We start from the raw sequence: 13,931 nt of genomic DNA on the forward strand, positions 1-13,931 counted from the left end.
ATGGTCATGGCGAAGAAACAAGATAGAGATATTGAGAAAGACTACCCAACGACAGAATTTGTCGCCAAATTGCGTAGACTGGCTGATTCCCTTGAGAGTGGCAGTAAGTTTGAGATTCAGATAGCTGGTGAGCGCATCTATGTTCCAGTGAGAGCGCAGTACAATATTGAGCATGAGCGTGAAGGTGACGAAGAGGAGATTGAGTTCCAAATAAAATGGACTCATTCTTAGTTACCAGTTTTTAATCATGCCCAACAAAAACCATCTACTTAGGTGGTTTTTAGATTATATAAAGAGGTCATGTTTGTCCCATGTGTCAGGATACTTGCTATCAGTAAGGTTATTGGGAGGGGGAGAACGTGCTAACAACACCGACCAAAGATGATTGGATCCGTGGCTGTTTGTATGCCATAGCTATGGGTATTCCTTTGTTGATTGGTCTGTTAACAGAAAGGGAAATATTAGCCTTTGTGGCTCTTGGCGCTTTGTTCTGTCTACGGCTTGATCCCCGCAGTGAGTCTAAAAGGTATCGCACTTTAGCCATGGTTGGCGGAATGATGTTGGTGATCATGTCGGGTATGCTTGGATCGCTATTGGTGGGGCACCTAGAACTCGCAATCTTAGCACTGATAATCATCAGTTTTTTAGCCGGACAGCCTAAACCGGATCAAAGCTACTTCTCCCTTCTCGCTAAATTTATGGTCGCTGCTCTGCTGCTTGAAGAGATGGGTATCTCCGCCACTATTTACACCGCGTTGGCTTATTTTGTTGGTGCGATATTGGCGCTGGCTTTGAGCCTAGTGCAGACACGATTTTTCCCATCACAAGCGGTGACTTGGTCACCAAATCTTGAATGGCATCGACTGCGTGAGGGAGACATTAATGGCCCGCTTTATGGGCTTACGCTAACAATCACTATTTTAGTCGCGACATTAACTGCGCATTGTCTGCATGCTCAGCATGGAGTGTGGGTTGGTTTAACAGTGCTTTTTGTGATGCATATCGATGGTGCAAAAGCGTGGACAAGAGTCTGGAAACGAATAGCGGGTACTATGCTAGGTGTTTGTTTTGCTTACCTTGTTGTTGTTTACCTACCCACTTGGTGTTCCCCCTTACTTATTATGCTGGCAGCGTTATTTATGCCAAGTGGGTTGCGGCAAAATTACCTTGTTTTTAGCGTCTTGATAACGATGGTTATTTTGTTGGTGTTCGACTTGGCTGTATTGCAGGAAGGTGGAGACAGGACGCTTATCTTATGGCGGTTATTTGATACCTTGATAGGCTGTGCTTGGGTAGCAGTCAGTGTAACCTTACTCTATTTCTGGAAAAAGTATCGACTGAGAACCTGACGGGTTTTCAGTGTGTTGTACATATAATAGGTCGCTCCCGCAAGTTGATTTGACAACATCAACCCTGAAGATTTAGCCGGTGCTTCATTTTGAGGGCTAATGTATTGTTGCATAAGCCCAAAACCCCGAGGTGACGATATGATATTAAAAAATATACTATTTCTGGCGATAGCCTTATCAATTATCCCAGCGGCACAAGCCAAAGTATCTAAGACCGATAAAGCAAAAGATATGTCTTGTATAGAGTTTTTAACCGTTGATTACGAGACCATTCCTGTTGTGATTGGGCCTTTTGAATATTTACTCTATTCAAAAGGTTTAAAATCCATTAGGTTAAATGAGATGACGTACACTTAGCACTCAAATTGGTATTTAAAAGCGAGTACTAACTTAGTTACTAACGGGTGATAGTGGCTTCATCGTTACAATTAAACAAACCTATCATGGAGAAAAGCAGATGAAATCCGCCGTAGAGCAGTTGTCTACCTATAAAAGTGTTCACTTAAATTCTAAGAACATTAACACCCATTTTGTTGGGGTTCCGCTGATCATCTGGTCACTTTTTTTATTGTTAAATCTTATTCCGATTAGTTTTTTTACTGTGGAAAATCTAGGGATTAACCTTAATGTAGCATCGGTATTTGCTATTGGTGTTTTAATCTATTACGTCAAGTTGCATGCTCGTCTAGCCATTGGCTTAGCACTGTTTATTATCCCTGTGCTTTATACATCAAGCCTTGTCGCTCAAATGTCAGTAGCTTTATGGATCGCGCTTGCTGTGTTCGCGATAGGTTGGGTTATTCAGTTAATAGGGCATCAATATGAGAAAGCTAAGCCAGCCTTTATCGACGATCTGAATCAACTGTTGATAGGTCCTTTCTTCCTAATGGCTGAAGTCTATTTTCTGCTGGGATTTGAGCAAGAGTTAGATAAGCAGGTAACGCCTATGGCGATCGCAAAACGTCGTGTGCTAGAAGGTAAGCGTAAAGTTGCGGTGCCTTAGCAAAATAACTTTTGCTATTCTAATTTTTTATTGAATGGCATAATCAGCTCAAAACGACACCACCTTGTTTATTCAACAGCGAGGTGTGGTGTTGGGTCTTGTCTGAGCTTAGTTGAAAATGAATCCGATAGTAGTAAGTATCTCCTTGTTATTTTGCAGCAATATCTTTATGACTTTTGCTTGGTATGCGCATTTAAAAGAGCTTAATAATAAGCCTTGGATAATTGCGGCATTAATAAGTTGGGGCATTGCTCTTTTTGAATATATGTTCCAGGTTCCGGCCAATAGAATCGGTTACATGGCGTTAAATGTCGGACAACTAAAGATTTTACAAGAGGTTATTACCTTGATGGTGTTTGTGCCTTTTTCTGTATTTTATTTAAGAGGGCCATTAAAGTTAGATTATCTGTGGGCTGGTTTATGTTTAGTTGGTGCTGTTTATTTTGCTTTTAGAAGTAAATTTAGCTGATTTATCATATTGATAAATGGGATCCGTTTGTCCTGAGCGTCATTCATTCGCAGCGTTTCCAGTACGGTAGGGTTTACTGGTTTTTTTTCGGAGCTTGATAGTATTGGGGCATCACCCTCACCATTTTTACTTTATTTTCTCCCACTTCTACAATTTCAATCGGGTAACCTGCGATGCGCATGCTGGTATTGGGAGGAGGGATCTCTTCGAAGTACTCGACGATGAGACCATTGATAGTTTTAGGGCCATCAATAGGAAAATGCCATAGCATCTCTTTGTTGAGTTCACGAATATTGATGGCGGCTTCAATAAGATAGCTACCATCTTGCTGTTTATTTATCTCTTCACTCGGCGCCGGCTCTGTTGAGGTGGTGAAGTCCCCGACGATCTCTTCGAGAATATCTTCTAAGGTTACTAGACCTTGAATATCACCGTACTCATCGACAACAAGTCCTATGCGCTCCTTATTTTGCTGAAAATTACCTAATTGTACATTGAGTGGCGTGCCTTCTGGAATAAAATAGAGTTCTTTGACGGCTCGTAGTAGTGAAGATTTGCTGAACTGATTTTTTGATTGCAAGCGTAGGGCATCGCGCAGATGCACAAATCCGACGGCGTCATCGATATTGTCACGGTAGAGCAGCACTCGAGTGTGGGGACTCTGAATCATTTGTTTGGTAATGCTTTTAAAGTCGTCATTAATATTGATGGCGAATAGATCTGAGCGCGGGATCATGATGTCTTCTACGGTCACTTTTTCAAGATCCATTATCGACAGCAACATCTCTTGATGACGGGTTGGAATAAGTGCACCAGCTTCATGAACGACGGTTCTCAGCTCCTCTTTACTCAGCGCATCGGATGAACTCACCGAGCGAATGCCTAGGAGGCGTAAAACACCAGAGGTTATGAAATTAACGATTTTTACTAATGGTGACAAAAATACCAGTAACCATTTAAGTATAAAGCTTGAAGGAAAAGCGACCCGTTCAGGATGCATAGCAGCAATGGTTTTGGGGGTGACTTCGGCAAAAACCAATACAACTAAGGTTAACACTCCAGTGGCGATGGCGACTCCCACGTCACCAAATAACCGCATTCCAATGATGGTCGCGATAGCTGATGCAAGAATATTAACCAGATTATTACCAATAAGAATAAGACCTATTAATCGGTCTGGCCGTTCAAGCATCTGAATGGCTCGTTTGGCACCTTTATGTCCTTTAGAGGCTAAGTGTTTTAACCGATAGCGGTTCAGGGACATCATGGCAGTTTCAGACCCAGAGAAGTAAGCTGAGATAATGAGCAAGAAGATGAGAACAATTAGAAGTGTACTGGTTGATATGGCGTCCAAAAAGGAGCTCCATTAGTCTGGTTATAAATGTGTGAAACAGGTAAAACAGGCAATAGAAACTAGTAATTACAGCGATTTTATCAAAGTGTCAAGTTAGCCCTTTTATCTTTTCCATAAAAGATATCATAAACATATGAGAAAAGGGCGTTTCCACTGAACTCTATTTAATTTAAAATCAGTTCTTTAACTATTCTGGCACCAAAATAAGCCAGTGACAATAGGGTCGCTCCTGATAGGGTATAGATAACGGCCGTTCTGATTTTACAGCCAACTAAATATTGCTGAGCAAGCATGGCGATATAAGTAAACCAGGCGAGGATAGAAAGTATGGCTTTATGTCCTTTACCCTCTTCAAACATATCATCAAGAAAGATGAAACCTGTGGCCAAAGATAAACTGAGTAAGATCACCCCAACAATGACTAAGTGGTAAAGTTGTTTCTCGACGGTCATCAAAGGTGGCATCGATGGACTCATTATCAGCTTTTTACTTTTAAGCTTATTTTGAATAATGGCAAGCTGGATAGCATAGAGTGCAGCAATCATAAGCGCGCTATAGGCCATGAGCGAGAGCACTACATGAACTAAGATGTCAGGATGGATTTCAAAGTGAGTGATATATTCTGGCGGTACCAACCAGAGTAGAGCGACGGAGATAATTGAGCAAGCATAGACAACAGGCACGACGACAATCATCTTGAGTCTGAATAACAACACTGTAAAGCTAAAAGCAATGATCCAGTTAACTAAAGATATCACATTTGTGAGGCTGAAATTCTGCCCGTTTCCGGTGAACATGGCTTGTGAAAGTGCTGCTGCGTGCAGGATAACGGCGATGGCGGCCACACCAGCCACTAGGCGACGGTTAGGACCGTCAGTATGAAACAGTCGGCTGACGACTAGCACTAAGGCGATGCAGTAAAAAAGCATGGCAAAAGCAGAAAATATAACCATTGAGTATTAACCTATCGTTTTTGTTTACGATGCTAGTGTCTTGTTCGTGGGCAAAGCTCCGGGGAGCTAAGGTTAAGAACAGTATATGAAACCTATCGTTAGAATAACACGAGCGGCAGCTAATTGTGCAGTAGCTTTAAGCACAAAAATTAGTGCTTTCTGAGCGTTAGCCCTAAGTTTCGAATATTTGTTGTTCAATTTTGCATAAAACTGTGGCGGTAAGCCTATCCTAAGCTGTTTACTCTGGTCTTAAGCAACTTCTCAGCGGGTCTCCCTCTGCCTATTCTTTGTAATTTAAATCAGTTTTATAAATAACCCAGAGTCTTACTTACACCGGTTGCGGTAAGGGGATAACCATTGTCTCAATCACTGCAATTACCATGGGTGGTGCGAATGTCAGTCATGCACGACTATAGGGATATAGGAGGTAGAGCACTGTCAGGAACAAATGCCGAGGCGTATTTTACTGAACAAGTTCAGCCATTCTACGGACGCTCTGAAACTAGTATTTTAAAGTAGCTTGGGGTTATAATGCTGCCCTATCAACGTAACCTCTAAATGGTAAGAACACGATAATGTTTGAGAACTTAACGGACAGACTGTCACGTACACTGAAAAATATTAGTGGTCGTGGTCGCTTAACAGAAGATAATGTTAAGGAAACCTTGCGCGAAGTGCGTATGGCGCTACTCGAAGCTGATGTGGCCTTACCGGTAGTACGTGACTTCGTTAACAGTGTAAAAGAGCGTGCAGTAGGACAGGAAGTTTCTAAGAGTCTCAGTCCGGGCCAAGCGTTTATTAAGATAGTCCAGAGCGAACTAGAAAACGCAATGGGCGCAGCGAATGAAGCGCTAGATCTATCGGCTCAACCGCCGGCAGTGATCATGATGGCGGGTCTTCAAGGTGCGGGTAAGACCACCAGTGTCGCCAAGTTGGCAAAGTTCCTGCGTGAACGTGAGAAGAAATCTGTTCTGGTTGTGAGTGCTGACGTATACCGTCCAGCGGCAATCAAGCAGTTAGAAACATTGGCAACTGAGGTTGAAGTTGAATTCTTCCCATCAGATGTAAGCCAAAAGCCTATCGATATCGTTAATGCGGCTTTGGCACATGCCAAGCTTAAGTTTATTGATGTGGTTATTGTCGATACAGCAGGTCGTCTGCATGTTGACGAAGGCATGATGGATGAGATCAAAGCACTTCATGCAGCGGTTAATCCGGTTGAAACCTTGTTTGTCGTCGATGCGATGACGGGTCAAGATGCTGCTACGACGGCAAAAGCCTTCAATGAAGCTTTACCTTTAACCGGTGTGATATTGACGAAGGTTGATGGTGATGCCCGTGGTGGTGCTGCTTTATCTATCCGTCACATAACCGGTAAGCCAATTAAATTTTTAGGTGTCGGTGAGAAAATCGATGCCTTAGAGCCTTTCTATCCAGATCGTATCGCATCTCGCATCTTAGGTATGGGCGATGTACTGTCACTGATTGAAGAAGTTGAGCGCGGTGTCGATAAAGACAAGGCGATGAAGCTTGCTGCTAAAGTGAAAAAAGGTGGCAATTTCGATCTTGAAGATTTCCGCGAACAGCTGCAGCAGATGAAGAACATGGGCGGCATGATGAACATGATTGAGAAATTGCCGGGTGTAGGCCAATTGCCACCAGAGGCACTTGCTCAAGTTCAAAATGGTAAGATGACAAACCAGATGGAGGCGATTATTAACTCCATGACTAAAGGTGAGCGTACGCGACCGGACATCATCAAAGGTTCCCGTAAACGTCGTATTGCCCAAGGTTCAGGTACTCAAATTCAAGACGTCAATCGTCTGCTAAAGCAGTTTGCTCAGATGCAGAAGATGATGAAAAAGATGTCGGCTAAAGGCGGCATGAAAAAGATGATGCGTGGCATGAGTGGTATGTTGCCACCAGGTATGAAGATGCCCGGCCGCTAATAATATATAAATTTACATCAGGAGCTCGGGGTAGGTTATTAGCCACCAAGGGCTTTTATACGCCAATCTCACTAAATATTGATTTAGCGAGATTGGCGTAGTGCTCAAAAAACATTGCATTCGTCGACGAGTAAGGTAAACTCGTCCGGCTTTCTACACTGGGACACTTCGCGAACACGGAGTCCCAGTTTTTATTTTGCTTCGAAGAAGCAAACCATTAGAGGATTGAAGACGCATGGTTACCATTCGTTTAGCTCGTGGCGGCGCAAAAAAGCGTCCATTTTATAACATCGTTGTTGCTGACAGCCGTAATGCCCGTGATGGTCGTTTCATTGAGCGTGTTGGTTTCTTTAACCCAATGGCTCGCGGACAGGAAGAAACGTTACGTTTAGACCTAGACCGTGTTGAGCATTGGGTTGCTACTGGCGCAGGTACTTCTGATCGCGTAGCAAAATTGATCAAAGACGCGCGTAAAGCAGCTGCTTAATAGCGTTAAGGTATAGTTTGATGAGTAGTAAACAAGAACCTGTCGTACTGGGTAAAATAGGCTCCAGTCATGGCATTAAGGGTTGGTTGAAGATCACTACCTATACCGATTCTGTTGAAGGCATTTTTAATTATTCACCTTGGTTGATTAAAGAGCAGGGTGAGTGGCGCGAAGTAAAGGTTATCCAGTGGCGTTGTCAGGGAAAAGCTGTAGTGGCTTCTCTTGAGGGCGTAGAAACACGGGATCAGGCGCAGATGCTCACAAATTGTGAGATAGCTGTGACTGCAGAGCAGATGCAAGATCTACCGGAAGATGAATTCTACTGGCGTGATCTTATCGGTTGTGAAGTAACCAATACGAAAGGCTACAAGATGGGTAAGGTTCAGGAGATCGTGGAAACAGGATCGAATGACGTGCTTCTTGTTAAGGCTAATGCAAAAGATGGCTTCGGCAAAGCGGAACGTATGATCCCCTTTGTCACCGAGCAGTTCATCATTGAGGTGAACTTAGCGGAGAAACAGATCTTAGTGGATTGGGATCCGGACTTTTAAGTCGAGGTAGAACATATGTGGTTAGGGGTAGTAACCCTGTTTCCAGAGATGTTTCGTGCCGTAACAGACTTTGGAGTAACGGGTCGGGCCGTTAACAAAGGCCTGCTTAAGTTGCAAACGTGGAATCCAAGAGATTTCACCCATGATAAACATAATACAGTGGATGATCGCCCTTATGGTGGTGGTCCTGGCATGTTGATGATGGTGCAACCTTTACGCGATGCTATCCATGCAGCGAAAGCTGCGGCTGGTGACAGTGCGAAGGTGATTTATCTTTCTCCTCAAGGACGCAAGCTGACTCAGCAAGGCGTCGAAGAGTTAGCTAAATCGGACAGTTTGATTTTAGTCTGTGGTCGATACGAAGGTGTTGACGAACGAATTATTCAAACTGAAGTGGATGAAGAGTGGTCAATTGGAGATTACGTGCTTTCGGGCGGTGAACTTCCTGCGATGGCTCTGATTGATTCAGTATCTAGGTTGGTTCCGGGTGTACTCGGTAAACAAGCCTCAGCAGAGCAGGATTCCTTCTCTGATGGTTTACTGGATTGTCCCCACTATACTCGCCCTGAAAGCTTGGATGGTTTAGATGTACCGGCAGTTTTGTTAAGTGGTAACCACGAACATATTAGACGCTGGCGTCTGCAACAAAGTCTCGGAAGAACTTTGTTAAGACGACCAGAATTATTAGAAAACCTAGCTCTGACTGACGAACAAACGAAGCTGTTAGCTCAGTTTGTTGATTCAACAAATGAGTGTGGATAGTTACGATCAGTTATTACTAGTATGGAGTTTATTTCATGAATAACATCATTAAAATGCTCAACGAAGAGCAAATGAAGAAAGATGTACCAGATTTTGGTGCAGGCGACACAGTCGTTGTTAAAGTACGTGTTGTTGAAGGTGGTAAAGAGCGTCTACAGGCGTTTGAAGGTATTGTAATCGCTAAGCGTAACCGCGGCGTTCACTCTGCATTCACTGTACGTAAAATCTCTAATGGTGAAGGTGTTGAGCGTGCATTTCAAACGCATAGCCCAATCATCGCTGATATCGAAGTTAAGCGTCGTGGCCGTGTTCGTCGTGCTAAGCTTTACTATCTACGTGAGCGTTCAGGTAAGTCTGCACGTATCCGTGAGAAACTAGTCGCTAAGTAATTAGTTGTTATAGTTTCAAGTAAAAAAAGACGCAGTGTTCGCACAATAACCCGCCAATAGGCGGGTTTTTGTGATCTTGGGGGAGAAGAAAAGTTTCGAGTTCAAGAAAGCTAAAAAGTCTCGAATGGCGAGTTCAAATAGAGCTTAGAGAACATCGAGCTGCTAGGTTCTACTTTATTCCATGAATTTTGCTTGAGTTGATAGTTCTTGCTTGATCTTAGGATTAAGCACAGGCATAGTTAACTCAACTCTGTAATGGTGTAGCGTTACAGCTTTACGTTTTATTTGAATAATCAAGTCAATATTGTTTAATCATATAGCGAAATTCAGGCAAGTTTAAAATTATCAGGTGGTTAGTATGCAACAAGATACGATAAATAATGTTCATATCAGTTCAGAGAAAGTGTTGGTGACGCCTCAGGAGTTAAAGCTTGAGTTGCCTCTGTCTGAGCATGCATACCATTATGTGCTTAATGCCCGTAAAACTGTCGCAGATATCGTACATAAACGTGATAATAGAGTCTTAATCGTAGCTGGCCCATGTTCAATCCATGATATTGATTCAGCCAAAGAGTACGCGCTTAAACTGAAGAAACTGCACGATGAGCTTAATGATGACTTTTACATCTTGATGCGAGTTTACTTTGAGAAGCCAAGAACGACAGTAGGTTGGAAGGGGATGATTAACGATCCAGATATGGATGAATCATTTGATGTGGAGAAGGGACTTCGTCAAGCTCGTGAGTTAATGATCTGGCTTGCTGAACTTGGCTTGCCCGTTGCGACCGAAGCGTTGGATCCAATTAGCCCTCAGTATATGTCAGAGCTGGTCTCCTGGTCTGCTATTGGCGCGAGAACGACTGAATCTCAAACTCATAGAGAGATGGCGTCGGGTTTATCAATGCCGGTAGGTTTTAAAAATGGTACCGATGGTAAACTTGGTGTCGCGATTAATGCGCTCGAGTCTGCGGCCAGTAGCCATCGATTCATGGGGATTAATCAGAAGGGGCAGGTAGCTTTATTGCAAACAGCGGGAAATCCTGACGGTCATGTGATTTTACGTGGTGGGAAAACACCAAACTATGATGCCCAAAGTGTTGAGATTTGTGAGCGTCAGCTGCACAGTGCAAATTTAAATGCTCGCTTAATTGTCGATTGCAGTCATGGAAACTCTTCGAAAGATCACCGTAAACAAAAAGGTGTCTGTGAAGACGTTTTTAAGCAGATTTTATCAGGTAATCAATCTATTATTGGTGTCATGCTTGAGAGTCACCTCAATGAAGGTAACCAAAGTAGCAATAAACCTATGAGTGAACTCACTTACGGTGTGTCAGTGACTGATGCCTGTATTGATTGGGCAACGACAGAGCGGTTATTACGTGAAGGTGCAGTATCATTATCTTCTGTACTTACAAGCCGATTCGATATACCAAATAAAGTGGTCAATGGTTAATATTTTGACTGTCGGTTTTCACTGAGCTTTTGTACACCTTCTTGATGGAAAGATAAACAATGAACGAACGAACAACGGCCGATCTGGAAAACCTACGAGGTCTGATTGACAGTGTCGATCAGCAGCTGCTCAATTTATTAAGAAAGCGTCTGGATTTAGTCGCTCAAGTTGGTGCGGTTAAACATAGTGCTGGTTTGCCTATTTATGCGCCCCAACGAGAAGCAGCTATGCTGGCTAAACGTCGCGCTGAGGCTAATGAAATAGGCGTGTCACCTCAGTTGATTGAGGATATTCTACGCCGTTTGATGCGGGAATCTTACCTCAATGAAAGAGATGTCGGCTTCAAGCAAATTAAAGAAAATTTGGGCCATGTGGTGGTGGTTGGTGGAGAAGGAAAGTTAGGTGGCTTGTTCTCGCAGATGTTACGTCTGTCAGGTTACCAAGTCGAAACATTGGATAAAGATGACTGGGGTAATGCTGAGCAGATTTTTGATGGTGCTGGTTTAGTCATCGTGACCGTACCTATCGCCATTACCTGTGAGTTAATTCGTGAACAACTTACTACATTACCTGAAACTTGTATCTTGGCCGATTTGACATCGATTAAGAGCGAACCAGTCAATGCCATGTTAGCAGCGCATAAGGGACCTGTTGTAGGCTTACACCCAATGTTTGGCCCCGATGTAGGTAGTTTAGCAAAGCAGGTTGTGGTGGTGTGTCATGGGCGAGACAGTGATAAGTATCAGTGGCTGCTTGAGCAGATCCAAATATGGGGGGCACGAATTGTTGAAGCTGAGCCTGAGAGACACGATAAGGCGATGCAACTAGTGCAAGCTATGCGACATTTCTCCTCTTTTGTTTATGGCTTAAACCTCTATAAAGAGGAAGCAGATATAGAGAGCTTACTGCAATTTAGTTCGCCTATTTATCGTCTCGAACTTGCAATGGTAGGTCGTTTATTCGCTCAAAGTCCTGAGCTCTATGCTGATATTATTTTTGCTCAAAAAGAAAGTATGCAAGCGATCGGTGATTATTTGGATAACTATTCCCATGCATTGTCATTGTTACAAGCTGGCGATAGGGAGGCTTTTGTGGCTCAATTTAAAGAGGTAGCTCAGTGGTTTGGTGACTTTGCTCCTCAATTTCAACGTGAGAGTCGTGCCATGCTGCAGTCTGTCAATGATATGAAAACCGACTAATCAGCAATAGATTGATCAATTATACCAATGGGAGCTTAGGCTCCCTTTCCTATTTATCGTTATCTCTTCACTCTTTTACTTACTATCTTTGCCGCTCTTTCTTTGATACTTGTAATTTAGCTATCTGCAATGTAATTGGTATATGTCGATTCGTTTTGATGAATTTGATCTACCTCAAACTTTCAGCTATTAAATCAAATTCCGCTATCTAAGTGACAATGCTTACCTTTACACTAGCTTTAAACATGCAAATTAAAAGCATGATTAAAATTAGGAGCAGTAGCAATGTTTTGTATTCAGTGTGAACAGACAATTAGAACTCCAGCAGGAAATGGCTGTAGTTACTCTCAAGGTATGTGTGGCAAGCTTGCAGATACTTCAGATCTACAAGATTTACTTATCTACTTGTTGCAAGGGGTGTCGGCTTACGCTGTTAAAGCCCGTGAGTTTGATATTGTCGATAGCGAAATTGATGCCTTCGTGCCAAAAGCCTTCTTTGCGACTTTAACCAATGTAAACTTCGATGATGATCGCCTGCTTGATTACGTCAAACAAGCCGATGTTTGTCGTAATCGTCTGAAAGCAGCCTATGAAGAGGCATGCAAAGCAGCAGAGAAGTCGCCTGAACTGTTAAGTGCTCCGTCACAATTAATCTTAGGTGCAACTAAACCTGAGATGTTAGCGCAAGCCGTTATTGCTGCACCAAACCGAGGAAAAGCGGATATTCATGAAGATATTCTTGGCTTACGTCTGCTTTGCCTTTATGGCTTAAAAGGTGCGGCTGCTTACATGGAGCATGCTCGTGTACTTAGCCAAACTGATGTTGATGTTGCTGCTCGTTTCCATGAGCTGATGTCCTTTCTAGGCGAAGATTCAGTTGATGCCGATAAATTATTTTCCGTTGCGATGGAGATAGGTCAACTGAACTACCGTGTCATGGCTATGTTGGACGAAGGCGAAACATGTGCCTTCGGTCATCCTGAGCCAACTCAAGTGAATACTGTGGCGATTAAAGGTAAAGCTATCTTAGTGTCTGGCCATGACATGGTCGATTTAGCGCTTATTCTCAAGCAAACAGAAGGTAAGGGAATCAATGTCTTTACTCATGGCGAGATGCTACCAGCGCTCGCGTACCCTGAGCTGAAAAAGTACCCACACCTTGTCGGTAACTATGGCAGCGCTTGGCAAAATCAACAGAAAGAGTTTGCTAATTTCCCTGGTGCAGTAGTGATGACCTCTAACTGTATTATCGATCCTAATGTGGGTGATTACTCTGATCGTATCTTTACTCGCAGCATTGTTGGTTGGCCTGGGGTTACGCATTTAGTTGGTGATGATTTTTCTGCTGTTATCGAAAAGGCACTTACGCTTGAAGGCTTTATCTATGACGAGATCCCCCATCTAATCACCATAGGTTTTGCTCGAAATGCATTGATGGCAGCGGCCCCTGCAGTGGTTGAGAACGTGAAGAATGGTTCAATTAAGCACTTCTTCTTGGTTGGTGGCTGTGATGGTGATAAGGCTGAGCGCAGTTACTTCACCGATATAGCTACTCAGGCGCCAAAAGATTCTGTGATTTTGACGTTGGGCTGTGGCAAGTACAAGTTTAATAAGCTTGAATTTGGCGACATTAATGGTATTCCACGTTTACTTGATATTGGCCAGTGTAATGATGCGTACTCTGCAATCCAGCTAGCCATCGCGTTGTCTGAAGCTTTCGATTGTGAGATTAATGAGCTGCCTTTAAGTATTGTACTTTCATGGTTCGAGCAAAAAGCGATTGTCGTTCTGCTGACGCTGCTGTCACTGGGCGTGAAAGATATCCGCACTGGCCCAAGTGCACCAGCATTTTTAACCACTAATTTATTAAATGTGTTAGAGGATAAATTTGGGCTTCGCGGGACGACGACAGCTGAAGAAGATCTTAAAACTATCTTAAACGTCGCATAGTTTTAAATGTAGCTGTAGATCAAGGCTCTCTTATGTGGGCCTTGGTCAATTTTTAGCATTAAC

15 protein-coding genes are annotated in these 13,931 nt (G+C 43.1%); 13 read left to right on the top strand and 2 right to left on the bottom strand.

What is annotated here, in order from left to right; all coding sequences use genetic code 11:
* Nucleotides 1-6: 6 nt before the first annotated feature.
* The 5 genes from HWQ47_RS07525 (at nt 7) to HWQ47_RS07545 (ending at nt 2,821) form a co-directional block, all read left to right on the top strand.
* Nucleotides 7-231: an amphi-Trp domain-containing protein gene (locus HWQ47_RS07525; protein ID WP_269970549.1), complete on the top strand. Its 225-nt coding sequence runs from the start codon at nt 7-9 to the stop codon at nt 229-231.
* Nucleotides 232-359: 128 nt separating this feature from the next.
* The gene (locus tag HWQ47_RS07530) at nt 360-1,349 is read left to right on the top strand and encodes an FUSC family protein (protein ID WP_269970550.1); all 990 of its coding nucleotides are present in this window, start codon (nt 360-362) and stop codon (nt 1,347-1,349) included.
* Nucleotides 1,350-1,487: 138 nt separating this feature from the next.
* Nucleotides 1,488-1,706 carry a hypothetical protein gene (locus HWQ47_RS07535; protein WP_269970551.1) on the top strand — a complete coding sequence of 73 codons (219 nt, stop codon included), beginning with the start codon at nt 1,488-1,490 and terminating at the stop codon, nt 1,704-1,706.
* A 100-nt stretch (nt 1,707-1,806) separates the two neighbouring features.
* On the top strand, nt 1,807-2,352 hold the full coding sequence (locus HWQ47_RS07540) for an Mpo1 family 2-hydroxy fatty acid dioxygenase (RefSeq protein ID WP_269970552.1): 546 nt from the start codon (nt 1,807-1,809) through the stop codon (nt 2,350-2,352).
* Between the two features lie 118 nt (nt 2,353-2,470).
* Nucleotides 2,471-2,821 carry a DMT family protein gene (locus HWQ47_RS07545; RefSeq protein ID WP_269971690.1) on the top strand — a complete coding sequence of 117 codons (351 nt, stop codon included), beginning with the start codon at nt 2,471-2,473 and terminating at the stop codon, nt 2,819-2,821.
* Nucleotides 2,822-2,894: 73 nt separating this feature from the next.
* Here the strand turns inward: HWQ47_RS07545 and HWQ47_RS07550 are convergent, their stop codons facing one another.
* Both HWQ47_RS07550 and HWQ47_RS07555 read right to left on the bottom strand, forming a co-directional pair.
* Complete coding sequence (locus HWQ47_RS07550) at nt 2,895-4,175, bottom strand: HlyC/CorC family transporter (protein WP_269970553.1); 1,281 nt, start codon at nt 4,173-4,175, stop codon at nt 2,895-2,897.
* Nucleotides 4,176-4,339: 164 nt separating this feature from the next.
* On the bottom strand, nt 4,340-5,128 hold the full coding sequence (locus HWQ47_RS07555) for a cytochrome C assembly family protein (protein WP_269970554.1): 789 nt from the start codon (nt 5,126-5,128) through the stop codon (nt 4,340-4,342).
* Nucleotides 5,129-5,703: 575 nt separating this feature from the next.
* On the opposite strand from HWQ47_RS07555, the gene ffh reads away from it, so the two are divergent.
* The 8 genes from ffh to hcp all read left to right on the top strand — a co-directional run bounded on the left by ffh (nt 5,704) and on the right by hcp (nt 13,868).
* A complete protein-coding gene (gene ffh, locus HWQ47_RS07560; protein WP_269970555.1) occupies nt 5,704-7,077 on the top strand; it encodes a signal recognition particle protein in 1,374 nt (457 codons plus the stop codon).
* Between the two features lie 235 nt (nt 7,078-7,312).
* Nucleotides 7,313-7,564 carry a 30S ribosomal protein S16 gene (gene rpsP, locus HWQ47_RS07565; protein ID WP_269970556.1) on the top strand — a complete coding sequence of 84 codons (252 nt, stop codon included), beginning with the start codon at nt 7,313-7,315 and terminating at the stop codon, nt 7,562-7,564.
* 20 nt (nt 7,565-7,584) lie between these two features.
* Nucleotides 7,585-8,115: a ribosome maturation factor RimM gene (gene rimM, locus HWQ47_RS07570; protein WP_269970557.1), complete on the top strand. Its 531-nt coding sequence runs from the start codon at nt 7,585-7,587 to the stop codon at nt 8,113-8,115.
* Nucleotides 8,116-8,130: 15 nt separating this feature from the next.
* Entirely contained in the window at nt 8,131-8,877 is a 747-nt protein-coding gene (gene trmD / locus HWQ47_RS07575; protein WP_269970558.1) for a tRNA (guanosine(37)-N1)-methyltransferase TrmD, read from the top strand.
* 35 nt (nt 8,878-8,912) lie between these two features.
* A complete protein-coding gene (gene rplS / locus HWQ47_RS07580; protein ID WP_269970559.1) occupies nt 8,913-9,266 on the top strand; it encodes a 50S ribosomal protein L19 in 354 nt (117 codons plus the stop codon).
* A gap of 358 nt (nt 9,267-9,624) precedes the next feature.
* On the top strand, nt 9,625-10,719 hold the full coding sequence (locus tag HWQ47_RS07585) for a 3-deoxy-7-phosphoheptulonate synthase (RefSeq protein ID WP_269970560.1): 1,095 nt from the start codon (nt 9,625-9,627) through the stop codon (nt 10,717-10,719).
* A 59-nt stretch (nt 10,720-10,778) separates the two neighbouring features.
* On the top strand, nt 10,779-11,918 hold the full coding sequence (gene tyrA / locus HWQ47_RS07590) for a bifunctional chorismate mutase/prephenate dehydrogenase (RefSeq protein ID WP_269970561.1): 1,140 nt from the start codon (nt 10,779-10,781) through the stop codon (nt 11,916-11,918).
* 285 nt (nt 11,919-12,203) lie between these two features.
* On the top strand, nt 12,204-13,868 hold the full coding sequence (hcp, locus tag HWQ47_RS07595; RefSeq protein ID WP_269970562.1) for a hydroxylamine reductase: 1,665 nt from the start codon (nt 12,204-12,206) through the stop codon (nt 13,866-13,868).
* The last annotated feature ends 63 nt before the right edge of the window (nt 13,869-13,931 follow it).

Source organism: Shewanella sp. MTB7 (assembly GCF_027571385.1).
GTDB lineage: Bacteria > Pseudomonadota > Gammaproteobacteria > Enterobacterales > Shewanellaceae > Shewanella.

Excerpts from the sequence above, each read along its gene's own strand:
- HWQ47_RS07525 (WP_269970549.1), top strand. The coding sequence starts at position 7 with ATGGCGAAGAAACAAGATAGAGATATTGAGAAAGACTACCCAACGACA.
- HWQ47_RS07535 (WP_269970551.1), top strand. The coding sequence starts at position 1,488 with ATGATATTAAAAAATATACTATTTCTGGCGATAGCCTTATCAATTATC.
- HWQ47_RS07540 (WP_269970552.1), top strand. The coding sequence starts at position 1,807 with ATGAAATCCGCCGTAGAGCAGTTGTCTACCTATAAAAGTGTTCACTTA.
- HWQ47_RS07545 (WP_269971690.1), top strand. The coding sequence starts at position 2,471 with ATGAATCCGATAGTAGTAAGTATCTCCTTGTTATTTTGCAGCAATATC.
- HWQ47_RS07555 (WP_269970554.1), bottom strand. The coding sequence starts at position 5,128 with ATGGTTATATTTTCTGCTTTTGCCATGCTTTTTTACTGCATCGCCTTA.
- ffh (WP_269970555.1), top strand. The coding sequence starts at position 5,704 with ATGTTTGAGAACTTAACGGACAGACTGTCACGTACACTGAAAAATATT.
- rpsP (WP_269970556.1), top strand. The coding sequence starts at position 7,313 with ATGGTTACCATTCGTTTAGCTCGTGGCGGCGCAAAAAAGCGTCCATTT.
- rimM (WP_269970557.1), top strand. The coding sequence starts at position 7,585 with ATGAGTAGTAAACAAGAACCTGTCGTACTGGGTAAAATAGGCTCCAGT.
- trmD (WP_269970558.1), top strand. The coding sequence starts at position 8,131 with ATGTGGTTAGGGGTAGTAACCCTGTTTCCAGAGATGTTTCGTGCCGTA.
- rplS (WP_269970559.1), top strand. The coding sequence starts at position 8,913 with ATGAATAACATCATTAAAATGCTCAACGAAGAGCAAATGAAGAAAGAT.
- HWQ47_RS07585 (WP_269970560.1), top strand. The coding sequence starts at position 9,625 with ATGCAACAAGATACGATAAATAATGTTCATATCAGTTCAGAGAAAGTG.
- tyrA (WP_269970561.1), top strand. The coding sequence starts at position 10,779 with ATGAACGAACGAACAACGGCCGATCTGGAAAACCTACGAGGTCTGATT.
- hcp (WP_269970562.1), top strand. The coding sequence starts at position 12,204 with ATGTTTTGTATTCAGTGTGAACAGACAATTAGAACTCCAGCAGGAAAT.